Source organism: Glutamicibacter sp. V16R2B1 (genome assembly GCF_005774635.1).
Lineage (GTDB): Bacteria > Actinomycetota > Actinomycetes > Actinomycetales > Micrococcaceae > Glutamicibacter > Glutamicibacter creatinolyticus.
The window spans coordinates 322,887-342,044 of the sequence record NZ_VATX01000005.1 but is presented as its reverse complement, the minus strand read 5'-3'; the positions used below and the strand labels follow the sequence as shown (position 1 = coordinate 342,044).

At 64.3% G+C, this 19,158-nt stretch carries 18 protein-coding genes; 14 read left to right on the top strand and 4 right to left on the bottom strand.

All coding sequences use genetic code 11. The features are described 5' to 3' along the window. Together FDN03_RS03870 and FDN03_RS03865 are read left to right on the top strand one after the other, a co-directional pair. Positions 1-159 (top strand): integrase core domain-containing protein (locus FDN03_RS03870; RefSeq protein WP_138174233.1); only part of this gene is annotated, 159 nt, incomplete at its 5' end. Between the two features lie 323 nt (positions 160-482). Further along, positions 483-1,385 (top strand): VOC family protein, encoded by a 903-nt coding sequence (locus FDN03_RS03865; RefSeq protein ID WP_138174231.1) that lies wholly within the window; start codon positions 483-485, stop codon positions 1,383-1,385. A 284-nt stretch (positions 1,386-1,669) separates the two neighbouring features. Here FDN03_RS03865 and FDN03_RS03860 read toward each other — a convergent pair whose 3' ends face one another. After that, a complete protein-coding gene (locus tag FDN03_RS03860; protein WP_138174229.1) occupies positions 1,670-3,352 on the bottom strand; it encodes an ATP-binding cassette domain-containing protein in 1,683 nt (560 codons plus the stop codon). 175 nt (positions 3,353-3,527) lie between these two features. On the opposite strand from FDN03_RS03860, the gene FDN03_RS03855 reads away from it, so the two are divergent. Continuing rightward, positions 3,528-3,767, top strand: coding sequence for an AsnC family protein (locus FDN03_RS03855; RefSeq protein ID WP_138174227.1), 240 nt, complete (start codon positions 3,528-3,530; stop codon positions 3,765-3,767). A 59-nt stretch (positions 3,768-3,826) separates the two neighbouring features. Here the strand turns inward: FDN03_RS03855 and FDN03_RS03850 are convergent, their stop codons facing one another. Together FDN03_RS03850 and FDN03_RS03845 are read right to left on the bottom strand one after the other, a co-directional pair. Beyond that, complete coding sequence (locus FDN03_RS03850; protein ID WP_054820735.1) at positions 3,827-4,183, bottom strand: hypothetical protein; 357 nt, start codon at positions 4,181-4,183, stop codon at positions 3,827-3,829. A gap of 204 nt (positions 4,184-4,387) precedes the next feature. Then, positions 4,388-5,185: a hypothetical protein gene (locus FDN03_RS03845; RefSeq protein WP_138174225.1), complete on the bottom strand. Its 798-nt coding sequence runs from the start codon at positions 5,183-5,185 to the stop codon at positions 4,388-4,390. Between the two features lie 131 nt (positions 5,186-5,316). Here FDN03_RS03845 and FDN03_RS03840 point away from each other — a divergent pair, with 131 nt between their 5' ends. Next, on the top strand, positions 5,317-6,405 hold the full coding sequence (locus tag FDN03_RS03840) for a PLP-dependent cysteine synthase family protein (protein ID WP_138174223.1): 1,089 nt from the start codon (positions 5,317-5,319) through the stop codon (positions 6,403-6,405). Positions 6,406-6,429: 24 nt separating this feature from the next. Here FDN03_RS03840 and FDN03_RS03835 read toward each other — a convergent pair whose 3' ends face one another. Further along, positions 6,430-7,035 carry a DUF2249 domain-containing protein gene (locus tag FDN03_RS03835; RefSeq protein ID WP_249354267.1) on the bottom strand — a complete coding sequence of 202 codons (606 nt, stop codon included), beginning with the start codon at positions 7,033-7,035 and terminating at the stop codon, positions 6,430-6,432. A 176-nt stretch (positions 7,036-7,211) separates the two neighbouring features. Between FDN03_RS03835 and FDN03_RS03830 the strand changes: the two genes are divergently transcribed. From FDN03_RS03830 to FDN03_RS03785, 10 genes are all read left to right on the top strand, one after another. Further along, a complete protein-coding gene (locus tag FDN03_RS03830) occupies positions 7,212-7,991 on the top strand; it encodes a YggS family pyridoxal phosphate-dependent enzyme (protein ID WP_138174219.1) in 780 nt (259 codons plus the stop codon). A gap of 165 nt (positions 7,992-8,156) precedes the next feature. Then, positions 8,157-9,881, top strand: coding sequence for a ubiquinone-dependent pyruvate dehydrogenase (gene poxB / locus FDN03_RS03825; protein WP_138174217.1), 1,725 nt, complete (start codon positions 8,157-8,159; stop codon positions 9,879-9,881). A 51-nt stretch (positions 9,882-9,932) separates the two neighbouring features. Beyond that, the gene (locus tag FDN03_RS03820; protein ID WP_138174215.1) at positions 9,933-11,168 is read left to right on the top strand and encodes an NAD(P)/FAD-dependent oxidoreductase; all 1,236 of its coding nucleotides are present in this window, start codon (positions 9,933-9,935) and stop codon (positions 11,166-11,168) included. 108 nt (positions 11,169-11,276) lie between these two features. Next, positions 11,277-12,029 carry a YggS family pyridoxal phosphate-dependent enzyme gene (locus FDN03_RS03815; RefSeq protein ID WP_138174213.1) on the top strand — a complete coding sequence of 251 codons (753 nt, stop codon included), beginning with the start codon at positions 11,277-11,279 and terminating at the stop codon, positions 12,027-12,029. Then, complete coding sequence (locus FDN03_RS03810; protein ID WP_138174211.1) at positions 12,026-12,826, top strand: PfkB family carbohydrate kinase; 801 nt, start codon at positions 12,026-12,028, stop codon at positions 12,824-12,826. Before FDN03_RS03815 ends, FDN03_RS03810 begins: the two co-directional genes overlap by 4 nt. Positions 12,827-13,438: 612 nt before the next feature. Then, positions 13,439-13,669, top strand: coding sequence for a glutaredoxin-like protein NrdH (gene nrdH, locus FDN03_RS03805; protein WP_054820723.1), 231 nt, complete (start codon positions 13,439-13,441; stop codon positions 13,667-13,669). A 96-nt stretch (positions 13,670-13,765) separates the two neighbouring features. Then, positions 13,766-14,215, top strand: a complete 450-nt coding sequence (nrdI, locus tag FDN03_RS03800) for a class Ib ribonucleoside-diphosphate reductase assembly flavoprotein NrdI (protein ID WP_246049467.1) — start codon at positions 13,766-13,768, stop codon at positions 14,213-14,215. Next, positions 14,215-16,353: a class 1b ribonucleoside-diphosphate reductase subunit alpha gene (gene nrdE, locus FDN03_RS03795; RefSeq protein WP_138174209.1), complete on the top strand. Its 2,139-nt coding sequence runs from the start codon at positions 14,215-14,217 to the stop codon at positions 16,351-16,353. Before nrdI ends, nrdE begins: the two co-directional genes overlap by 1 nt. 189 nt (positions 16,354-16,542) lie before the next feature. Next, positions 16,543-17,517, top strand: coding sequence for a class 1b ribonucleoside-diphosphate reductase subunit beta (gene nrdF / locus FDN03_RS03790; protein ID WP_138174207.1), 975 nt, complete (start codon positions 16,543-16,545; stop codon positions 17,515-17,517). A gap of 332 nt (positions 17,518-17,849) precedes the next feature. Then, a complete protein-coding gene (locus FDN03_RS03785) occupies positions 17,850-19,094 on the top strand; it encodes an MFS transporter (RefSeq protein ID WP_249354265.1) in 1,245 nt (414 codons plus the stop codon). The last annotated feature ends 64 nt before the right edge of the window (positions 19,095-19,158 follow it).

Genomic DNA, 19,158 nt, shown 5'->3' with positions numbered 1-19,158 from the left:
TTCGAATGGGCCTACGCCCGGCACTACGGCTCAGAAGCCGAGCGCGCCGCCGCTTACCCGGCCTGGCTCCATGAGTACAATCATCACAGACCCCATACCGGCATCGGCGGCAAATCACCCATCGACCGCGTACACAACGTCCATGGGAAGAACAACTAGCAAGCTGGGCCAAGTGCTGCGTGGGCTGCTGCCCACTTCGCTGTGGGACCGGCTGGCCGGAGGGCCGCTGGGAATCTACCGATCCATGGATGGCTTTACCGGCCGCACCGCCGCTCAGAGCCAACCCCGACCGGACGGCAGAGGCTGATCCCTGGCTGTCCCGGCTCAGTGGGCGGCGATTCCCTCAGAGGGTACCGGCCTTTCGGCGTTCTCGGTAGGCTAAGGACTGCGCAGGTCCGGGCCTTGCAGCCCGCGGCCCGATGGCGCCAGGAGGGCTGGCGTTTGTTCAACAGGCCTGTGGTCGGGAAGGCCGGGAGGCAGCAATGGCCCATATCGTTCCAAATATTTGGTGCAACGGCAATGCGCAGGAAGTCGGGGATTTCTACGCAGGGATTTTACCGCGCACCACCAGTGAGGTTGAGTCGCGGTACCCGACCCAGGGCCTGCTGGACTTCCAGCAACCGTTGGCAGGGGAACCGCTGACGGTCGCCGTTGATGTCAACGGCACAAAGATTACCCTGGTGAACGCCGATGACAACTTTCGGCCCAATCCCGCCATCTCCTTCACCGCCAACTTCCACCCGGCGTTCTTCGGGGGAGATCCGGGACAAACCCAGACCGCGCTGGACCAGGCATGGCAGCGGCTGAGCGAGGGCGGACAGGTCATGATGGAGCTGAACGAGTATGAGTTCAGTCCCCGGTACGGGTGGGTGGAGGACCGCTACGGGGTTAGCTGGCAGTTGACCCTGGTGGACCAGGGGGAGACGGTGCCCCAGTTCTTGACTCCGTGCCTCATGTTCTGCGGACCGGCGCAGAACCAGGCCACCGAAGCCGCGGACTTCTACGTGGCCACTTTCAGCGACAGCAAGCCGGGTCAGCGCTTCCACTATCCCGAGGCCAATCCGCCGGTCAGCACAGAGTCGGTGATGTACAGCGACTTCACTCTCAAGGGTCAGACGTTCTCGGCCATGGATTCCGGAGTGGAGATGGCTTTTACCTTCACGCCCGGTGTTTCCCTGGAAGTTGCCTGCCGTGACCAGTCTGAAATCGACGCGCTCTGGGAGGCGCTCTCGGCCGTGCCTGAGGCTGAGCAATGCGGCTGGTTGACCGACATGTTCGGTGTCAGCTGGCAGATTGTCCCGCAGAACATGGGGGAGCTGATGCAGCGGCCCGGTGCGTTCGAAAAACTCATGGGGATGAAGAAGATTGTGATCGACGAATTCTAGATGCCGTTCTTGACCGATCTGTGAAGAAAGGGAGACTTCCCGGTTCCGGCAGGCGGGCAGAATGGCTAGGGTCCAGCACGCACGGTGCGGCTGGACCCAGCATGACGTCGACCCGAGCGAGTTGTGGCTAACGTCCGGTACTTGAGTCATTTGCGAACAAATGGCTCCCCCATGTGTACCACTCACTTCTAAGTGTTCCTCAAATTGTGGAGAAAACCTTGGTCAGCGGAATATTCACCCTACAAATCACCCCTGTCACCCTCAACGTGACAGAAAGCGCCGGCTCAGCGTTGGCGTTGCACTCGCTGCTCATCCCATACCGGGGTGTCGGACTCGTAGATCCGTCCGTCGGCACCGAACACCCAGAACCGATCGAAGGACCTGGCAAACCAGCGGTCGTGGGTTACGGCCACCACCGTGCCCTCGAAGGCGTTGATGGCGCGTTCCAGTGCTTCCCCCGAATGCAGGTCCAGGTTGTCGGTGGGCTCATCGAGCAGCAACAGGGTGGCACCGGATAACTGCAGCAGCAGAATCTGGAAGCGTGCCTGCTGCCCACCGGAGAGGGATTCGAACTTTTGCTCCGACTGCCCGGCCAGGCCGTAGCCGTCAAGGGCGGCGGCTGCGGCTTCGCGGGGCAGCCCGCTGCGGTGCTCGTCGCCGCGATGCAGGATCTCCAGCAGCGTGCGGCCGAACAGATCCGGGCGCGTGTGCGTCTGGGCGAAGTAGCCAGGGCGGATTCGTGCCCCAAGTTTCACCGTGCCCGCATGGTTGACCGGAGCGATCTCGACGTCCGAGACCGGGAGGTGTTCGCGTTCTGGATCAGTGCCACCGGAGGCGAGCAACCGCAGGAAGTGGGATTTGCCCGACCCATTGGATCCCAGAACGGCCACCCGGTCGCCAAACCAGATCTCGTTGCTGAAGGGTTTCATCAGGCCCGTGAGTTCCAGCCGCTCGGCCACCACGGCACGCTTGGCGGTCCGCCCGCCCTTGAGGCGCATCTGTACGTTTTGTTCCAGCGGAATCGCCTGCGGGGGACCGTCCTGCAGGAATTTTTCCAGCCGGGTTTGTGCCGCGTGATAGCGGTTGGCCATGTCCGAACGGAACGCGGCCTTCGTCTTGTACATGTTCACCAGCTCCTTGAGCTTGGCATGCTCCTCGTCCCAGCGCTTGCGCAGCTCTTCGAAGCGTTCGTTGCGTTCGCGGCGGGCCTCGACATAACTGCCGAAGGAGCCGCCATGCACCCACGCCGTGGCGCCGCTGTGCCCGGGTTCGAGGGTGGCGATCCGAGTGGCGGCGTTATCCAGCAGCTCCCGGTCGTGACTGATGAACAGCACCGTCTTCGCCGATTCGTTCAGCCGCTGCTCCAACCACTGTTTCCCCGGGACATCCAGATAGTTGTCCGGTTCATCAAGCAGCAACAGGTCATCGGGTCCGGCAAACAACGCCTCCAGGACCAGACGCTTTTGCTCACCGCCGGAGAGCGTGGAGGCCAGACGTCCTGCCGCCGCCTCGAATTCCACCCCCAGGGCGGCCATGCAGACCTTGTCCCAGGCGGTTTCCAGCTCATATCCGCCGGCGTCACCCCATTCGATGATCACCTCGGCGTACTTCATGTGGACTTTTTCGTCGTCCGACTCCAGCATTTTGGCTTCCAGGGTGGCGACCCGCTCGGCAATGGCCGACAGTTGCGGTGTGGCGGTGGAAAGCAGCAGATCCCGCACGGTGCTTTCGTCGCGGACTTGGCCGATGAACTGACGCATGATGCCCAGGCTTCCGGAACGGCTGACCGCGCCGTCATCGGCTTTGAGGTCTCCGGCGATGATCTTGAACAGCGTCGTCTTGCCGGTGCCGTTGGGGCCGATCAGGGCCGTTTTGGAACCTTCGGTGACCTTGAAGCTGACCCCGCCAAGGAGTTGTGTGCCGTCGGAAAGGAAGTACTGGATGTCGGATACGTCGATGTGTGCCACCGCTCCATCCTATCGACGCGTCGGCGTCCTTCGTTCATGCGGCCATTGCCAGCGGTGCCAACGCCAGTTGATTGTCGGCGCTTCGGGCCCATCGGGTACGGTTGTCAACATCCATTGACCGCCGTGGCAAACTGTGCCACCTTTAATTGACAACTTGGTCGAAGGGTACAGGGAAATGAAAACGGATCTGCGCCAGGATGACGGACGGGACCCCATCCGGGAACTGGGTGACATCGTGGCCCAGAAAAAGGAGCTGGCCCGTCGTGAGGCCGCCGCGGTTCGCAGCGCCCGCACCGCGGGGATGAGCTGGGCAGGGATCGCGACGGTTTTGGGCATCAGCCGACAGGCGGCACATCGGAAGTACGGAAAGAAAGTAGGGACCCGGGACACTTTGCGTCGCCGGCCCGGAGGGTAGACGCGAACGCCCCGGAACGACGAGCGTTCCGGGGCGTGAGCCAAAACTGGGCGTGGGAATTAGCTGGTGGCGGTCTTCTTGTTGGCGGCCACGGCGGCGGCGACGGCTACACCGGCCACAACAAGGAACATCAGGAACTTGCGTCCCTTGGAGCCCTTCTTCTGGGTGTTCAAGGCCTTCTGCGCGCGGTTCACGGCATCCTCGACGGAGCTGCGGGTGCGCTTGGCAGCCTTGGAGTTCCCGGTCACGTTGCTGACCAGATTGGCGCCTGCGTCGCTGATGGCCCCAGCATCAACACCGGCAATGGCCTTGCTCCAGCTTTCCTTCAGTTCCTGGGGGATTTCAGTCTTCGCGTTCTTGGCGAGCTTCTTCAGCGACTTCTCGACTTCTTTGAAGCTCTTCTTGGTCTTGGACATACGTTCCCTCTTTCCTTTGGATTCCCCAGCGCTTCCATGATGGGGACACCACGAAAGCTACTGATTACACCCTAGCCAGCGCGTTGTTCCGACTCAAGGCAACACCGGTTCATTATGGAAAACTCCCAGTAATCCCGCTGTGGGCGAACACCGGGGGAAGACCAAGGCCCGTGTGCCATGGGCCAGATCGGCAGGCGCGAAAGCTCAGTCGCCGGTGAGCTGACGAACCCGGATGCGCACGCTGCTGAGCAGGCAAATCAGCAGCAGCGCGGTGCCGATGGTGGCGCAGATCGCGACCGGGGCGGAGGCCCGAGGACCGTCATAGGCGGCCACGGCAATCCATAGGGCCATCCAGGCGGCGCCGAGGTTCACATAGATCCCCATGGGGTTAAAGAACGTCATCGCGCTGACCGCCAGGCAGGTGAGTAGTACCAGCAACGCGGTGGCCGCATGCACTGGCCGGGCCAGGGCCTCGACACCGAGCGTGGGAACCCAGGCGGTGAAATTCGTCAGGACCATCACCAGCGTCGTGCCGAAGAACAGTCCCATCGTGGCCCGGGTAATCCACCGATCCGCCGAGGTGTAGAGCACCTTGCGGCTGATCCGGCGCAGGACCAGGAACAGATCGGCCAGCAGCAGCAGCCCGATCGCCAGCGCCGCGCCGAACTGCCGCGCATCCAGCAGCTGCAGCCACAACCCGGCCAGCAGGGCCGCTGCGGCGACCAGGAAGCGGATCCGGTAGTGCAGCAGGGCCTGGCGCTGAGGCTCCCGGCACTGGTACAGGGCATACAGCCCGAGCCCCAGCAGCAGCGGAACCCAGATCCAGTCCGCCGACGCGGCAGGGGCGCCATGCTGGGCATAGAGCACGCCGACGCCGTGCGGGCCGAGCTGGGTGGCAAAGGCCAGCCCGTGGGCCAGCAGCGCCCAGAGGGCACCGGCGAAAACCAGCGCTGCGCAGCACAGGGCCAGGGTCGTGGAAACCTGTGGGGTGCTGGTGCTCAAGACGTTCCTGTCCTCAATAGATCCTGCCTAGTGAGCAGCTGGTTGTCACAACATACCACCGCAGCGTGGGCGCGGGGCCGAAACACGGCGTGCCGCTGACGGATTGGCGGCAAACGGCTAGTGTTGATCAGGTGAACGAAGAACTCTCCGAGGGCGCCCACTGGGTCCGCGAAGCCATTGCGCTGCTTGACGCCGACGCCAACCGCAGCGCCGACACCCACCTGCACGTCTTCCCGCTGCCCGCCCAGTGGGGCATCGACCTGTACCTGAAGGACGAATCGGTGCACCCCACGGGTTCGTTGAAGCACCGCCTGGCCCGTTCGCTGATCCTCTACGGCTTGGTCAACGGCCACATCGGGAAGGACACCACCCTGGTGGAGGCCTCCAGCGGGTCCACCGCGGTCTCCGAGGCTTACTTCGCCCGCATGCTGGGGCTGCCGTTCATAGCCGTGGTGCCGCACGGAACCAGCAGTGAAAAGGTGGAGCTGATTGAGTTCTACGGCGGGCACTGCCACTTCGTGGATGGACCGGCGGCCGTCTACCAGTCGGCCCGTGAGCTGGCCGCGGATAGCAACGGGTACTACCTGGACCAGTTCTCCTACGCCGAACGGGCCACCGACTGGCGGGGCAACAACAACATCGCCGAATCGGTGTTCTCCCAGATGTCCGCCGAACGCCACCCGATTCCCTCCTGGATCGTGATCAGCGCCGGCACCGGCGGCACCAGCGCCACCTTCGGGCGCTATGTGCGCTATCGGCGCCACGCCACGAAGGTCGCCGTCGCCGACCCGGAGAACTCGGCCTTCTATGAGGGCTGGCGGCGCCGGGACATGAACTACGCCACCGGCATTGGCTCACGCATTGAGGGCATCGGGCGCCCGGTGGTCGAACCGTCCTTCGTGCCCGGGGTGATCGACCAGATGCTGCAGGTTCCCGACGCCGGGTCCATCGCCGCCATGCGCCTGTTGCGGGCCAAGACCCGGCACTGGGCCGGGGCCTCCACCGGCACGAACCTGTACGCCGCCTTCGAGGTGATCGCCCGGATGCTGCGCAACGGCGAGCAGGGCAGCGTGGTGACGCTGATCTGCGACAGGGGCGAGCGCTACCAGAACACCTACTACGATGACGCGTGGCTGCAGGCCAATGACCTGCAGCCCGGACACCACACCGCGGTGCTGGAGCACTTTTTGCAGACCGGGCAGTGGGATCCGGGCCAGTAGTCCGCTCCGCCCGCCGGGGCGCCGCTACGTCGAAGGGCGCAGGGCGGGCATCAGGCCCAGGGTCTTCTTGCGCTGGTGCACCGAGAAGTAGCGTAGTCCCGCATCCGCGGCCACGAAGCGGCGCCGCGACCGGGCGGGCAGGTAGAGCACGTCGCCCACCGCCAGCGGCACGCTGCCGGTTTCGGTGTACAGCACCCCGGAGCCGGAAAACACGTGGATCAGCACGTCCAGGTCCGGGCCCTGGTGTTCGCCGATCTGCTCCCCGGGGCCCAGCGCGATGATGTTCGCATCCAGATCCCGTTGTTCGGGCTCCAGCTTCCAGATCGCCCCGCTGCCCTGGGGCGCCATGGCCAGCTCGGTGGTGCTGGCCAGCACCCGGGGCAGCGGTGTGGCGGCCAGGCGGGTGAGCAGCACCCGCCACTGTCCGGGGTCCAGGGCCCGGGCCTGCCAGTCAAAGGCGCCGGGCTGGTCCCGCTCGAACTCGCGGCGCAGGTTCTGCGGTTCATGATCGGCCAGCAGCACCAGCTGTTCGCCGGTCTGCAACCGGGCGAAAAGCTCGAAAATCCGGGCGTGGCGCTGCGGCTTGGGGATCTGGCGCACATCGATGGTCTGCGGGTCTTTGGGGCACAAGGCTTCCTCCATCTCACGGCCTGGGGTGTGCCGGCAGGGTCCTCCGGTTCTTCCCACAGCTTAGCCCCGCGACCTTGGGGAACCGGTTCTTCGCCGGGAGTGCCTAGACTGAAGGGCAGTGGGCGGGTCCGCCGGGCCCGCACCGTGGCCAGCATCGTGGGAAGGAAGCACGCATCATGACAGCACCCCAGCCAGGTTCCAGCGCCGCCGCGCACGCGCAGACCCTGCAGGACTTCCAGCACAACCTGGCCTCGGTGCGCGAACGCATCGCCGAAGCCGAACGCGCCGCCGGACGCGAGCCGGGCTCGGTGCGCCTGCTGCCGGTGTCCAAGACCGTGCCGGAGGAACGCCTGCGCATCGCGATCGACGCCGGCATGGACTACCTGGGGGAAAACAAGGTGCAGGAGGCCGCGCGCAAGGCGGAGAACCTGGCCGACATCCCGAACCTGAAGTTCTCGGTCATCGGGCACCTGCAAACCAACAAGGCCAAGTACGTGGCCCGCTTCGCCCACGAATTCCAGGCGCTGGACAACCTGCGCCAGGCCACCGCCCTGCAGCGGCGGCTGGAACTGGAGGACCGGACGCTGGATGTGTTCGTCCAGGTGAACACGTCCGCCGAGGAATCCAAGTTTGGACTGGCGCCCGAGGACACCGCGCCTTTCCTCACCCAGCTGCCGGCCTTTGACCGGCTGCGGGTGCGCGGGCTGATGACCCTGGCGATCTTCTCCAGCGACACCGAACGGGTGCGCGCCTGCTTCGTGCGCCTGCGTGAACTGCGTGAGCGGCTGCGCCAGCAGGCCCCAGACGCGGTGGGCCTGGATGAACTGTCCATGGGGATGAGCGGGGACTTTGAACTGGCCATTGCCGAGGGCGCGAGCGTGGTGCGGGTCGGCCAGGCGATCTTCGGGGCCCGCGCCCTGCCCGACAGCCACTACTGGCCCGGCTTCGCCGGCTAGCCGCCACCCCCGATCAGACCCGGGGGTTCCACCGGTGACATGCGGCCTTATGCACACGGGGATGTGAGATTTGTGGCCAAACATGGCACCTGGGCGCCATGCGTCGTAGGCTCAGCAGTGAGGCAAACGGTGGAAATCGTCCGCCGGCGAAAATGAGGAGGCACTATGCCTACGGTCGCGCAGAACATCATTAGCCAGCTCGAAGTCCAGGGCGTGAAGCGGATGTACGGGATCCCCGGCGATTCGCTCAACGGCCTGACCGACGCGTTGCGGGAAAACGGGCGCATCGAATGGGTGCACACCCGTCATGAGGAGGCCGCCGCGTTCGCCGCCGCCGCCGAAGCCGAGATCACCGGGGAGCTGGCCGTCTGCGTCGGCTCCTGCGGGCCGGGCAACCTGCACCTGATCAACGGGCTGTACGACGCCAACCGCTCCCGCGTGCCGGTACTGGCCATCGCCGCCCACATCCCCACCGAGGAAATCGGCTCCAACTACTTCCAGGAAACCCACCCCACCGACGTGTTCCGCGAATGCTCGGTGTACGTCGAGCAGGTCTCCGACGCCTCGCAGATGCCGCGCATCATGAACATCGCGATGCGCGAGGCCATTGAAAAGCGCGGGGTGGCGGTCCTGGTGATCGCCGGGGACGTGGCCCTGCAGGACATGCCGCGCATCACCCCGCGCAAGATCGCCAAGACCGAACCGCGGGTGCTGCCCAGCGAGGCGGAAATCGAACGTGCCGCCCAGGTGCTTGGCGGCTCCAAGAAGGTCACCATCCTGGCCGGTGCCGGCAGCGCCGGAGCCCACGCCGAGGTGATGGAGCTGGCCGACAAGCTCGCCGCCCCGGTGGTGCACGCGCTGCGCGGCAAGGACCACATCTCCTACGACAACCCGTTCGACGTGGGTCTGACCGGGCTGATCGGCTTCGCCTCGGGCTACCGCGCCATCGAGGACTGCGACGTGCTGCTGATGCTGGGCACCGACTTCCCGTACCAGCAGTTCCTGCCCGAGGAGGCCACCACCATCCAGGTGGACCTGCGCGGTGAACAAATCGGGCGGCGCACCAAGGTGGACATCCCGCTGGTGGGCACCGTGAAGGACACCGCCCGGGCCCTGTCCGAGGTGCTGCCGCGCTCCAAGCACCGCAAGCACCTGGACGAGTCGACCAAGCACTTCGCCAAGACCCGCGAAAAGCTGGACGAGCTGGCCACCCCCTCCAAGCGCGGGGACGCGATCCATCCGCAGTACCTGGCCCGCCTGGTCGACCAGGCCGCCAGCGAGGACGCGGTGTTCACCGCGGACGTCGGCTCACCGACCGTGTGGGCGGCGCGCTACCTGAGCATGAACGGCAAGCGCCGGCTGCTGGGCTCCTTCAACCACGGGTCGATGGCCAACGCGCTCTCGCACGCCATCGGCGCGCAGGCCGTGGACCGCAATCGCCAGTCCATCGCGCTGGCCGGTGACGGCGGGCTGACGATGCTGCTCGGCGAGCTTTTGACCGTGAAGCAGAACGGGCTGAACGTGAAGACCGTGGTGTTCAACAACTCCTCGCTGAACTTCGTGGAGCTGGAGATGAAGGCCGCCGGCTACCTGACCTACGGCACCACGCTGGAGAACCCGGACTTCGCCGCCGTGGCCGAGGCCATGGGCATCAAGGGCATCCGGGTCACCGACTCGGCGGACCTGCCCGACGCGGTCGAGCAGATGCTGGCCCACGACGGGCCCGTGGTGCTCGATGTGCTCACCGACCGCCAGGAGCTGAGCATGCCGCCGACCATCAAGTTCGAACAGGCCAAGGGCTTCGCCCTGTTCGCCATCAAGACCGTGATGTCCGGTCGCGGCGACGAACTGCTGGATCTGGCCAAGACGAACTGGCGCCGAATGTTCTAGGACACCGCCGATGACCCGCACCAATCCCCGGTAGCCCCAACCGGCACCGCCATGACCGAGCACCAGCTGCCGCAGACCAGCACGCCACTGGACGTGCTGGTCTGCGGCGCGGGAATCGCCGGCAGCGCCGTGGCCGGGCTGCTGCAGCGCAGCGGGCACCGGGTCACCCTGATTGAACGCGCCGGCGCCCACGCCCCGGCCGGATACATGCTCGCCCTCTTCCCGCTGGCCGAGGACCTCTTCCACGCCCTGGGGCTCAGCCAAGCCTACCGGCGGCACAGCATCGAGCTGGCCAACTACCGGCTCTACGACCGGCACGGCGCACTGCTGCGCGAGGACCGGCTGGGCGAGCTAATGGGCGCCGCCGGCAGCTACCGCGGCATCGGCCGCGCCGGGCTGCTGCAGCTGCTGCGCTCCGCGGCGGTCCCGGCCTCCTACAACACGATCCTCACCGACCTGCAAGCCCAGGGGGAGCAGGCCTCGGTGACGCTGCAGAACCCCGAACGGCAATGGACCCAGCGCTTTGACCTGGTGATCGTTGCCGAAGGCATGAACTCCTCCACCCGAACCCTGCTGCGGGTACCCACCCAACGGCTGAACACCGGCTGGGGCGGCTGGGTGGTGTGGGAGGAATCCGAAAGCCGGCGCAGCGTTGAACCCGGCGGGGCAGCTGAACCCGAATCGCCAGCCACCGGCAGTGAACTGTGGGGCAACGGCTACTTCATGGGCGCCTACCCGGTTCCCGGCGCCACCGGCTTCTTCCTGGGCGGGCCCAGCACCCTGTGCCAGGCCGGGCCGGCCGGCTTCCTGGACACCGTCTACCGCGACACCGGGGCCATCCCGCAGGAATTTCGCACCGTCGGGGACACGCTGATGTCCCAGCAGCGCCCCTACTACTGGAACCTGGAGGATGTGCGGGCCAGCCGGTGGGTCAGCGGGCCGGTGGTGCTGCTCGGGGACGCGGCCGCCGGCTTCCTGCCCACCGCCGGGATCGGGGCCGGGATGGCCCTGGATTCGGCCTGGCTGCTGGCCGGCGCCCTGGCCGAACACGGCCGCTACCCGCTGCCGCAGCTGCTCGCGGGCTACCTGAAGGCCGCAAAGCCCCGCGTGCTGGCCGCCCAGGACAACTCGCGCCGGCTGGCCCGGCTGATGTTCCGGCGCAGCGCCGCCTGGGCCGCCGTGCGCGACGCGCTCACCCGGCGGGCCAGTGTCGCCGCCGTGTTGGGCCCGATCCGCAGCATCATCGACACCCGCCCGGACATCGGTGAGCTGCTGCGTCAAATGTGAAGCCCACGCCCGTAGGAGCCTATGCTTAAGCAGGACCGTGCCCGCCGGGGCACCACGTTTTGCGGACGTTCAGATCGACTACGTTGAAGAAGAGGCCTGTACGCTTTCATGACATCGCAACCAGCTGCGGCGCACGCCGCGACCATCGAGGATTTCACCCACAACCTGCAGGCGGTTCACCAGCGCATCGCCGCGGCGGCCACCGCGGCCGGCCGGAACCCGAAGGACGTACGGCTGCTGCCGGTAACCAAGACCATCCCCTCCCAGCGGTTGCGCCTGGCCATTGCCGCCGGCGTTGACACGCTGGGGGAGAACAAGGTGCAGGAGGCCCTGGCCAAGAGCGAGGAGCTGGCGGACCTGACCCACCTGCGCTACGCCATCATCGGGCCCCTGCAGCGCAACAAGGCCAAGTTCGTGGCCCGTTTCGCCCACGAGTTCCACGCCCTGGACTCGCTGCGCCTGGCCGAGACCCTGCAGCGCCAATTGGAGGCCGCCGAGCGGACCCTGGAGGTCTACATCCAGGTCAACACGTCCGGCGAGGACACCAAATCCGGGATCCAGGCCGACGAGGCCGCCGAACTGGCCGCCGCGCTAAAGCCCCTGGACCGCCTGGAACTGCGCGGTCTGATGACGATGGCGGCCCACTCCACCGACCAGGCGATGGTGCGGGCCAGTTTCCGGCGGCTGCGCGAGTGCGCCGAGTCGGTGCGCGATGCCGCGCCCAACCCGGAACGCTTCACACAGCTGTCCATGGGCATGAGCGGGGACTTCGAGCTGGCCATCGCCGAAGGCGCCACCGTGGTGCGCGTGGGCCAGGGAATCTTCGGCGCCCGCCACTATCCGGACCGGCCCGCGCAGTGAGCGGGCTGGAACTGGACCGGCGCCCGGTCAAGGCCGTGGTGATCGGATCCCAGCTGGCCTACGGCGCGGTGGGAAACAACACCGTGGCCCGGATGATCGAGGCGGCCGGGCACCGCTGCGTGCAGGTGCCCACCGTGGTGCTCAGCAACCTGCCGCACTACCCGAGCCTGGCCGGGGGCCCGGTGCCCGAGACCTGGCTGACCGGGTTCCTTGACGACCTGCTGGCCCGCCAGGTGCTCGATGACACCCAGTACGTGTTCGTCGGCTACCTGGGTGAGGCCCGGCAGGCCGAGATCATCGCCGCCTGGTATCTCCGGGCCCGTGAGCTCTACCCGCAGCTGAAGCTGATCCTGGACCCGGCCATGGGTGATGACGATGTGGGGCTCTACACCCACCAGGACGTTGCCGACGGCTACCGGGAACACCTGCTGCCGATCGCCTGGCTGAGCACCCCGAACCGCTTTGAGCTGGCGCTGTTCAGCGGGGAGCCGATCTACGACGAGCAGGACGCGGCGAACGCCTGCCTGGACTTGATGGAGGCCGGCTGCCGCTACGTGGTGCTCACCTCCGCGCCCACCGATGATCCGTCCCTCATCGGGTGCCTGATCGCCCTGGACGAGGAGCATTTCGAGCAGGTGGACACCGCCAGGGTCACCAGCACCGCCAAGGGCGCGGGAGACTGCTTCGCCGGGTTGATGATCGGTGAACTGCTGCGCGGCAGCGAGCTGCTGCCGGCAGTGGAACAGGCGGTGCTGGGAACCTCGAGCGCGCTCTCCGGTAACCATCCGCTGTTCTAGCGGTCGCGCGGGCTGGGGACACTTGTCTCGAGCCCCGCGGCCTTCCGCATGCCCGCACACTCTCGTGCACTGGTATCAGTCTGTGTCAGGCAAGGGAGGTTGGCTCCGATCAGTCGGTGGCGGGCGGTCTGCGGCGGCGAAAACGGATGCGGAATAGTTTCCCACATTCGGCGATATCGAAGCCTAAACGTCGGTGCCGGGGATGACACTAGGGATAGGTCCGGCAGCCGTCGCCCGGCACTAGATAGTGTGTCCGCCGCAGGCTCGCCCAACACGCCGAAAGGAGGCTCACACAAAGAATTTTTAACGCACATCGAGCCGTCCACCGGCTGTGGACAAGATGGGGCCGACCCCGAGAAATCGCGGTTTAAACCGGGCCTCTTATCCACAAGACGTGTGGACTTGACAATGGCCGAATGACATACTTGTAATACATCATGTTGTGGCTGCTTGCACGGGCCAACACAAGATGTAGCATTGAACCCGATGGCGCGTTAGGCGCCGGAAACACCTCGATAACACGGTTTCGGGGCATTTGAGAGGCGGCCGCGTGACGAACCCTTGAAGGGTGTCGCAGAGCCAAAAAGGGACTTTCCAAAGGGGAACAGGGACATGACCGTCACGGTATACACCAAGCCATCCTGCGTGCAGTGCAACGCCACTTATCGAGCCCTGGATAAGAAGGGCATCGTGTACAACAAGGTCGACATCTCCCAGGACGCCGCGGCGCTGGAGCGTGTGCGCAACCTGGGCTACATGCAGGCCCCTGTCGTCATCACCGACAACGACCACTGGTCCGGCTTCCGCCCGGACAAGATCGAGACTCTGGCCCAGGCAAACTAGGCTCAGCCACTCGAAACAACCACGGGTTTTACTCGTCTCAACTAGTAAGCGGAGGCGATCGACTTGCCACCATCAGCGCTGGCCGAGAATCAGCAGTTGGATGAGGCTAGCCACGCCGTGCAGTACACCGACCAGAAGTTGATTTACTTCTCTTCTGCGTCGGAGTACACGCACCGGTTTGTTCAAAAACTGAATATCGGTTCGGCGCGCATCCCCTTGTTTGCGCGCGAACCAGAACTCATTGCCACCAAGCCCTACGTTCTGGTGATTCCCACTTATGGGGGAGAGAACGGAAAACGGGCAGTTCTACCGCAAATTCTGAATTTCTTGAGGAATGAACAGAACCGCCGGCTTCTTCAGGGAGTCATCGGCTCGGGCAACACCAACTTCGGCACCACATATTGTCTGGCGGCTAAACGCGTCGCAGCCAAATGCCAGGTGCCGGTTCTATACACATTTGAATTGATGGGGACATCGGAAGACGTCCACAAAGTCAAAGAAGGGCTTGATACCTTTTGGACACTAAAGTCTCAGAAGCGGACCTGATGAAGGATGCCAAGGAGCTTCCTGCGAACCTGCAGGGACTGAGCTACAACGACCTGAACGCCATGCTGAACCTCTACGGTCCCGATGGCAAGATCCAGTTCGAGGTCGACCGTTACGCGGCGCGCCAGTACTTCCTGGACCACGTCAACAACAACACCGTGTTCTTCCACGACCTGGATGAGAAGCTCGAATACCTGGTGAAGAACGATTACTACGAGCGGGAAACCCTCGACCAGTATTCGATGAACTTCATCCGCGGTCTCTACAAGCGCGCCTACAACCACAAGTTCCGCTTCCAGACCTTCCTGGGCGCTTTCAAGTTCTACACCTCCTACACGCTGAAGACCTTTGACGGCAAGCGTTACCTGGAACGCTACGAAGACCGCGTGTGCATGGTGGCCCTGCATCTGGCCCGCGGGGATGAGCAGCTGGCCGAAAAGCTGGTCGATGAGATCATCTCCGGCCGTTTCCAGCCGGCAACCCCCACCTTCCTGAACGCCGGCAAGGCGCAACGCGGCGAACTGGTCTCCTGCTTCCTGCTGCGCATTGAAGACAACATGGAGTCCATCGCCCGCGCGGTGAACTCTTCGCTGCAGCTGTCCAAGCGCGGCGGCGGTGTCGCCCTGGCGCTGACCAACCTGCGTGAGTACGGGGCCCCGATCAAGCAGATCGAGAACCAGTCCTCCGGCGTCATTCCAGTCATGAAGCTGCTGGAAGACTCCTTCTCCTACGCCAACCAGCTCGGTGCCCGCCAGGGTGCCGGTGCCGTCTACCTGAACGCGCACCACCCGGACATCCTGCGCTTCCTGGACACCAAGCGCGAGAACGCGGACGAGAAGATCCGCATCAAGACCCTCTCGCTCGGCGTGGTCGTTCCGGACATCACCTTTGAGCTGGCACGCAAGAACGAGGACATGTACCTGTTCAGCCCCTACGACGTGCAGCGCGTCTACGGGGTGCCGTTCAGCGAAATCTCGGTGACCGAGAAGTACTACGAGATGATTGATGACTCGCGCATCAAGAAGACGAAGATCAACGCCCGCGACTTCTTCACCACCATCGCCGAGATCCAGTTCGAATCCGGGTACCCGTACCTGATGTTCGAAGACACCGTGAACCGGGCCAACCCGATCGCCGGACGGATTACCATGTCCAACCTGTGCTCGGAAATCCTGCAGGTCTCCTCGCCGTCGGAATACAACGATGACCTGAGCTACGCCCGTGTCGGCAAGGACATCTCCTGCAACCTGGGCTCGATGAACATCGCCAAGGCCATGGACGGCAAGGACTTGGCCGGCTCGGTGGACATCGCCATCCGTGCGCTGACCGCGGTCTCGGACATGTCCGACATCAACTCGGTTCCCTCCATTGCCGACGGCAACTCGCGTTCTCACGCCATCGGCCTGGGACAGATGAACCTGCACGGCTACCTGGCCCGTGAGCACGTGCACTACGGTTCCGAAGAAGGCTTGGACTTCACCAACATCTACTTCTACACCGTGGTGTTCCACGCCCTGAGCGCCTCGAACAAAATCGCGATCGAGCGCGGCGAGACCTTCGACGGCTTCGAGAACTCGAAGTACGCCTCGGGAGAGTTCTTCGACAAGTACACCGACCAGGTGTGGGAGCCGGCTACCGAGCGTGTTCGTGAGCTGTTCGCCGACATCCAGATCCCTACCCAGGAAGACTGGAAGAAGCTGAAGGCCTCCATCATGGAGCACGGCATCTACAACCAGAACCTGCAGGCGATCCCGCCGACCGGATCGATCTCCTACATCAACAACTCGACTTCCTCCATCCATCCGGTGGCCTCGAAGATCGAGATCCGCAAGGAAGGCAAGATCGGCCGCGTCTACTACCCGGCGCCGTTCATGAACAACGAGAACTTGGAGTACTACCAGGACGCGTATGAGATCGGCTACGAGAAGATCATCGACACCTACGCCGCTGCCACCCAGCACGTGGACCAGGGCCTGTCGCTGACCCTGTTCTTCAAGGACACGATCACCACCCGCGACATCAACAAGGCCCAGATCTACGCATGGCGCAAGGGCATCAAGACCCTGTACTACATCCGCCTGCGCCAGCTGGCCCTGGAAGGCACCGAGGTCGACAACTGCGTCTCGTGCATGCTCTAACCTGAGCTGGCCCGACTCGCAACGCGAGGGGCGCAACAAACGAGGCATCTGAAGACCGCAATGTTTTCAGATGCCTCGTTTGCTTCCAGACAGTACCGGAGAACCCACAGGTGCCCCCTCCAGCCAGACCGGAATCCGCCTGCGGCGGTAGACTTAAACCACCAAACCACGACTCTTCAACGAGGAACCATGACCGAGAAGATTCAGCTCACCAACAAGGTCGAAGCCATTAACTGGAACCGCATCCAGGACGAGAAGGACGTTGAAGTCTGGAACCGGCTGGTCAACAACTTCTGGTTGCCCGAGAAGGTGCCGCTGTCCAACGACATCCAGTCCTGGGCCACCCTCAACGAAGACGAAAAACTGCTGACCATGCGGGTGTTCACCGGGCTCACCCTGCTGGACACCCTGCAGGGAACCGTCGGCGCGGTCTCACTGATTCCCGATGCGCTGACCCCGCACGAGGAAGCGGTGTACACCAACATCGCCTTCATGGAGTCGGTGCACGCCAAGAGCTACTCCTCGATCTTCTCCACCCTGGCTTCGACCAAGGAAATTGACGAGGCCTTCCGCTGGTCCACGGAGAACCAGAACCTGCAGAAGAAGGCGCGGATCATCGAGAGCTACTACCACGGTGATGACCCGCTCAAGCGCAAGGTCGCTTCGACCCTGCTGGAGTCCTTCCTGTTCTACTCGGGCTTCTACCTGCCGATGCACTGGTCATCTCGTGCAAAGCTGACGAACACCGCGGACTTGATCCGACTCATCATCCGCGATGAAGCCGTGCACGGCTACTACATTGGCTACAAGTACCAGAAGGGCTTGGAACAGCAGACCGAGCAGCGCCGCCAGGAACTGAAGGACTACACCTTCGACCTGCTCTTCGAACTCTACGAAAACGAAGTGCAGTACACCCACGACCTCTACGACCCGGTCGGTCTGAGTGAGGACGTGAAGAAGTTCCTGCACTACAACGCGAACAAGGCGCTGATGAACCTGGGCTACGAGGCCATGTTCCCGGCCACCGTCACCGGCGTATCTCCGGCAATCCTCTCGGCACTGAGCCCGAACGCCGATGAGAACCACGACTTCTTCTCCGGCTCCGGTTCCTCCTATGTGATCGGCAAGGCCGTCAACACCGAGGATGAGGACTGGGACTTCTAGGAGCCAGACAACGAGCCAGCTGATCAGCGGCTAGCTGCACCGGCAACAGGGCCCGAGGCCCCCGAAAATATCGGGAGGTTTCGGGCCTTGCGTGTACCGACGCCATTGGCTTTCAAAGGGGCGGAGGACGAACCCAGCTTAATGGGCCCGCCAATAGCACGGCCCCCAGGCTGATCTGCCACCGTGTAGCCGGACAGGTCCATGGACGGCTGCTTCAACCGCGACCGATGCGCCCGCAACAACGACAGCGGTGTTCCTGGTGGCGCCGGGGCCGCTAGGATCATGACAGGTATTACTATCGGCCCCGAACCATCAGTGCTGAAATGAGGCTTATGAGCATCACATGGACCGAACAGCAGGTTCAGGCTGTGCGCCGCCGCTCAATCTCGGTCCTCGCGCTGGGGCAGGTCTTGGGCGGTCTGGGTGCCGGAGCCACCCTGACTCTCGGTTCCCTGCTGATCGTGGACGTTGCCGGAACCGACGCCCTGGCGGGCATGGCAGCAACCATGAACACCATCGGGGCTGCTGTGATGGCCATACCCCTGGCCATTCTTGCCCAGCGTCGGGGACGCAGGGTTTCATTGGCCACCGGGGCACTGATCGCCATCGTGGGAGTGCTGACCATCCTGGCCGGAACGCTTCTTGCCTGGTGGCCGGTGGTGTTACTGGGGATGGGAGTGCTGGGAACCGGAAGCGCCCTCAACCTGCAATCCCGGTTCGCCGCCACCGACCTGTCCAGTGACAGGACTCGGGGACGGGATCTCTCCCTGGTTGTCTGGGCGACGACGATTGGTGCCGTTACCGGGCCGAACTTGTTTGAGCCGGGCGAAGTGATCTCCCGGGCCCTGAATCTGCCGCAGTTCACCGGCGGCTTCCTCATCGCCATGGTGGCCCAAGGGGTGGGATTGGGGATCTACTGGTTTGGCCTGCGCCCCGACCCGATGCTCGTGGCCCAGCACCGGGAGGGGAACCCCGGAACCGGAGCGGTATCGCGAACCAGTGGGTTCTCCATTCTGCGCACCTCCCTGGCCGCCCGGGGAGCAGTCATCACGGTCGCGATGAGCCATGCCCACATGGTTGCGTTGATGTCGATGACCCCGATCCACCTGCAGCACCACGGCTCAACGCTGACCCTGATAGGAGTCACCATTTCAGCCCACGTTGCCGGAATGTACGCGCTCTCCCCAGTCTTCGGCTGGTTGACCGACCGGGTCGGCGCACGCCCCGTCGTGTATGCCGGCCAACTGCTTTTCATTACCGCGAGCATCCTGGTGTGGTTCGGCATGGAGAGCTATGCGCTGATCACCGCGGCTTTGGTCTGCCTGGGCCTGGGATGGAGCGCTTCCACCGTGGCCGGCGCGGCCATGGTAAGCGGGGCGGTTGACATTGCCCATCGCCCGCAGCTGCAGGGCACCTCGGATTTGCTGATGAACCTCAGCGGTGCGGCCGGGGGACTGGTCGCAGGCCCCATCCTCGTGTGGCTCGGTTTCGGCGGCCTGGGGCTCGTGTTGCTGGGCCTGGTCGCGGTAGTGCTGCTGGTTAACATTCCCCGCCATTTCAGCCAGACCCTGAGCTGACCTTCCCCTGGAGGGAAGCACCTTTCCGGGCTTCCGCGAGCCACTTTTCGGTGCGAGAGTTGAA

Bases quoted from the DNA above. Each gene is read 5' to 3' on its own strand.
- FDN03_RS03830 (WP_138174219.1), top strand. From the start codon at position 7,212: ATGACAGCACCCCAGCCAGGTTCCAGCGCCGCCGCGCACGCGCAGACC.
- FDN03_RS03820 (WP_138174215.1), top strand. From the start codon at position 9,933: ATGACCGAGCACCAGCTGCCGCAGACCAGCACGCCACTGGACGTGCTG.
- FDN03_RS03855 (WP_138174227.1), top strand. From the start codon at position 3,528: ATGAAAACGGATCTGCGCCAGGATGACGGACGGGACCCCATCCGGGAA.
- FDN03_RS03785 (WP_249354265.1), top strand. From the start codon at position 17,850: ATGAGCATCACATGGACCGAACAGCAGGTTCAGGCTGTGCGCCGCCGC.
- nrdF (WP_138174207.1), top strand. From the start codon at position 16,543: ATGACCGAGAAGATTCAGCTCACCAACAAGGTCGAAGCCATTAACTGG.
- nrdE (WP_138174209.1), top strand. From the start codon at position 14,215: ATGAAGGATGCCAAGGAGCTTCCTGCGAACCTGCAGGGACTGAGCTAC.
- FDN03_RS03865 (WP_138174231.1), top strand. From the start codon at position 483: ATGGCCCATATCGTTCCAAATATTTGGTGCAACGGCAATGCGCAGGAA.
- nrdH (WP_054820723.1), top strand. From the start codon at position 13,439: ATGACCGTCACGGTATACACCAAGCCATCCTGCGTGCAGTGCAACGCC.
- FDN03_RS03815 (WP_138174213.1), top strand. From the start codon at position 11,277: ATGACATCGCAACCAGCTGCGGCGCACGCCGCGACCATCGAGGATTTC.
- poxB (WP_138174217.1), top strand. From the start codon at position 8,157: ATGCCTACGGTCGCGCAGAACATCATTAGCCAGCTCGAAGTCCAGGGC.
- FDN03_RS03850 (WP_054820735.1), bottom strand. From the start codon at position 4,183: ATGTCCAAGACCAAGAAGAGCTTCAAAGAAGTCGAGAAGTCGCTGAAG.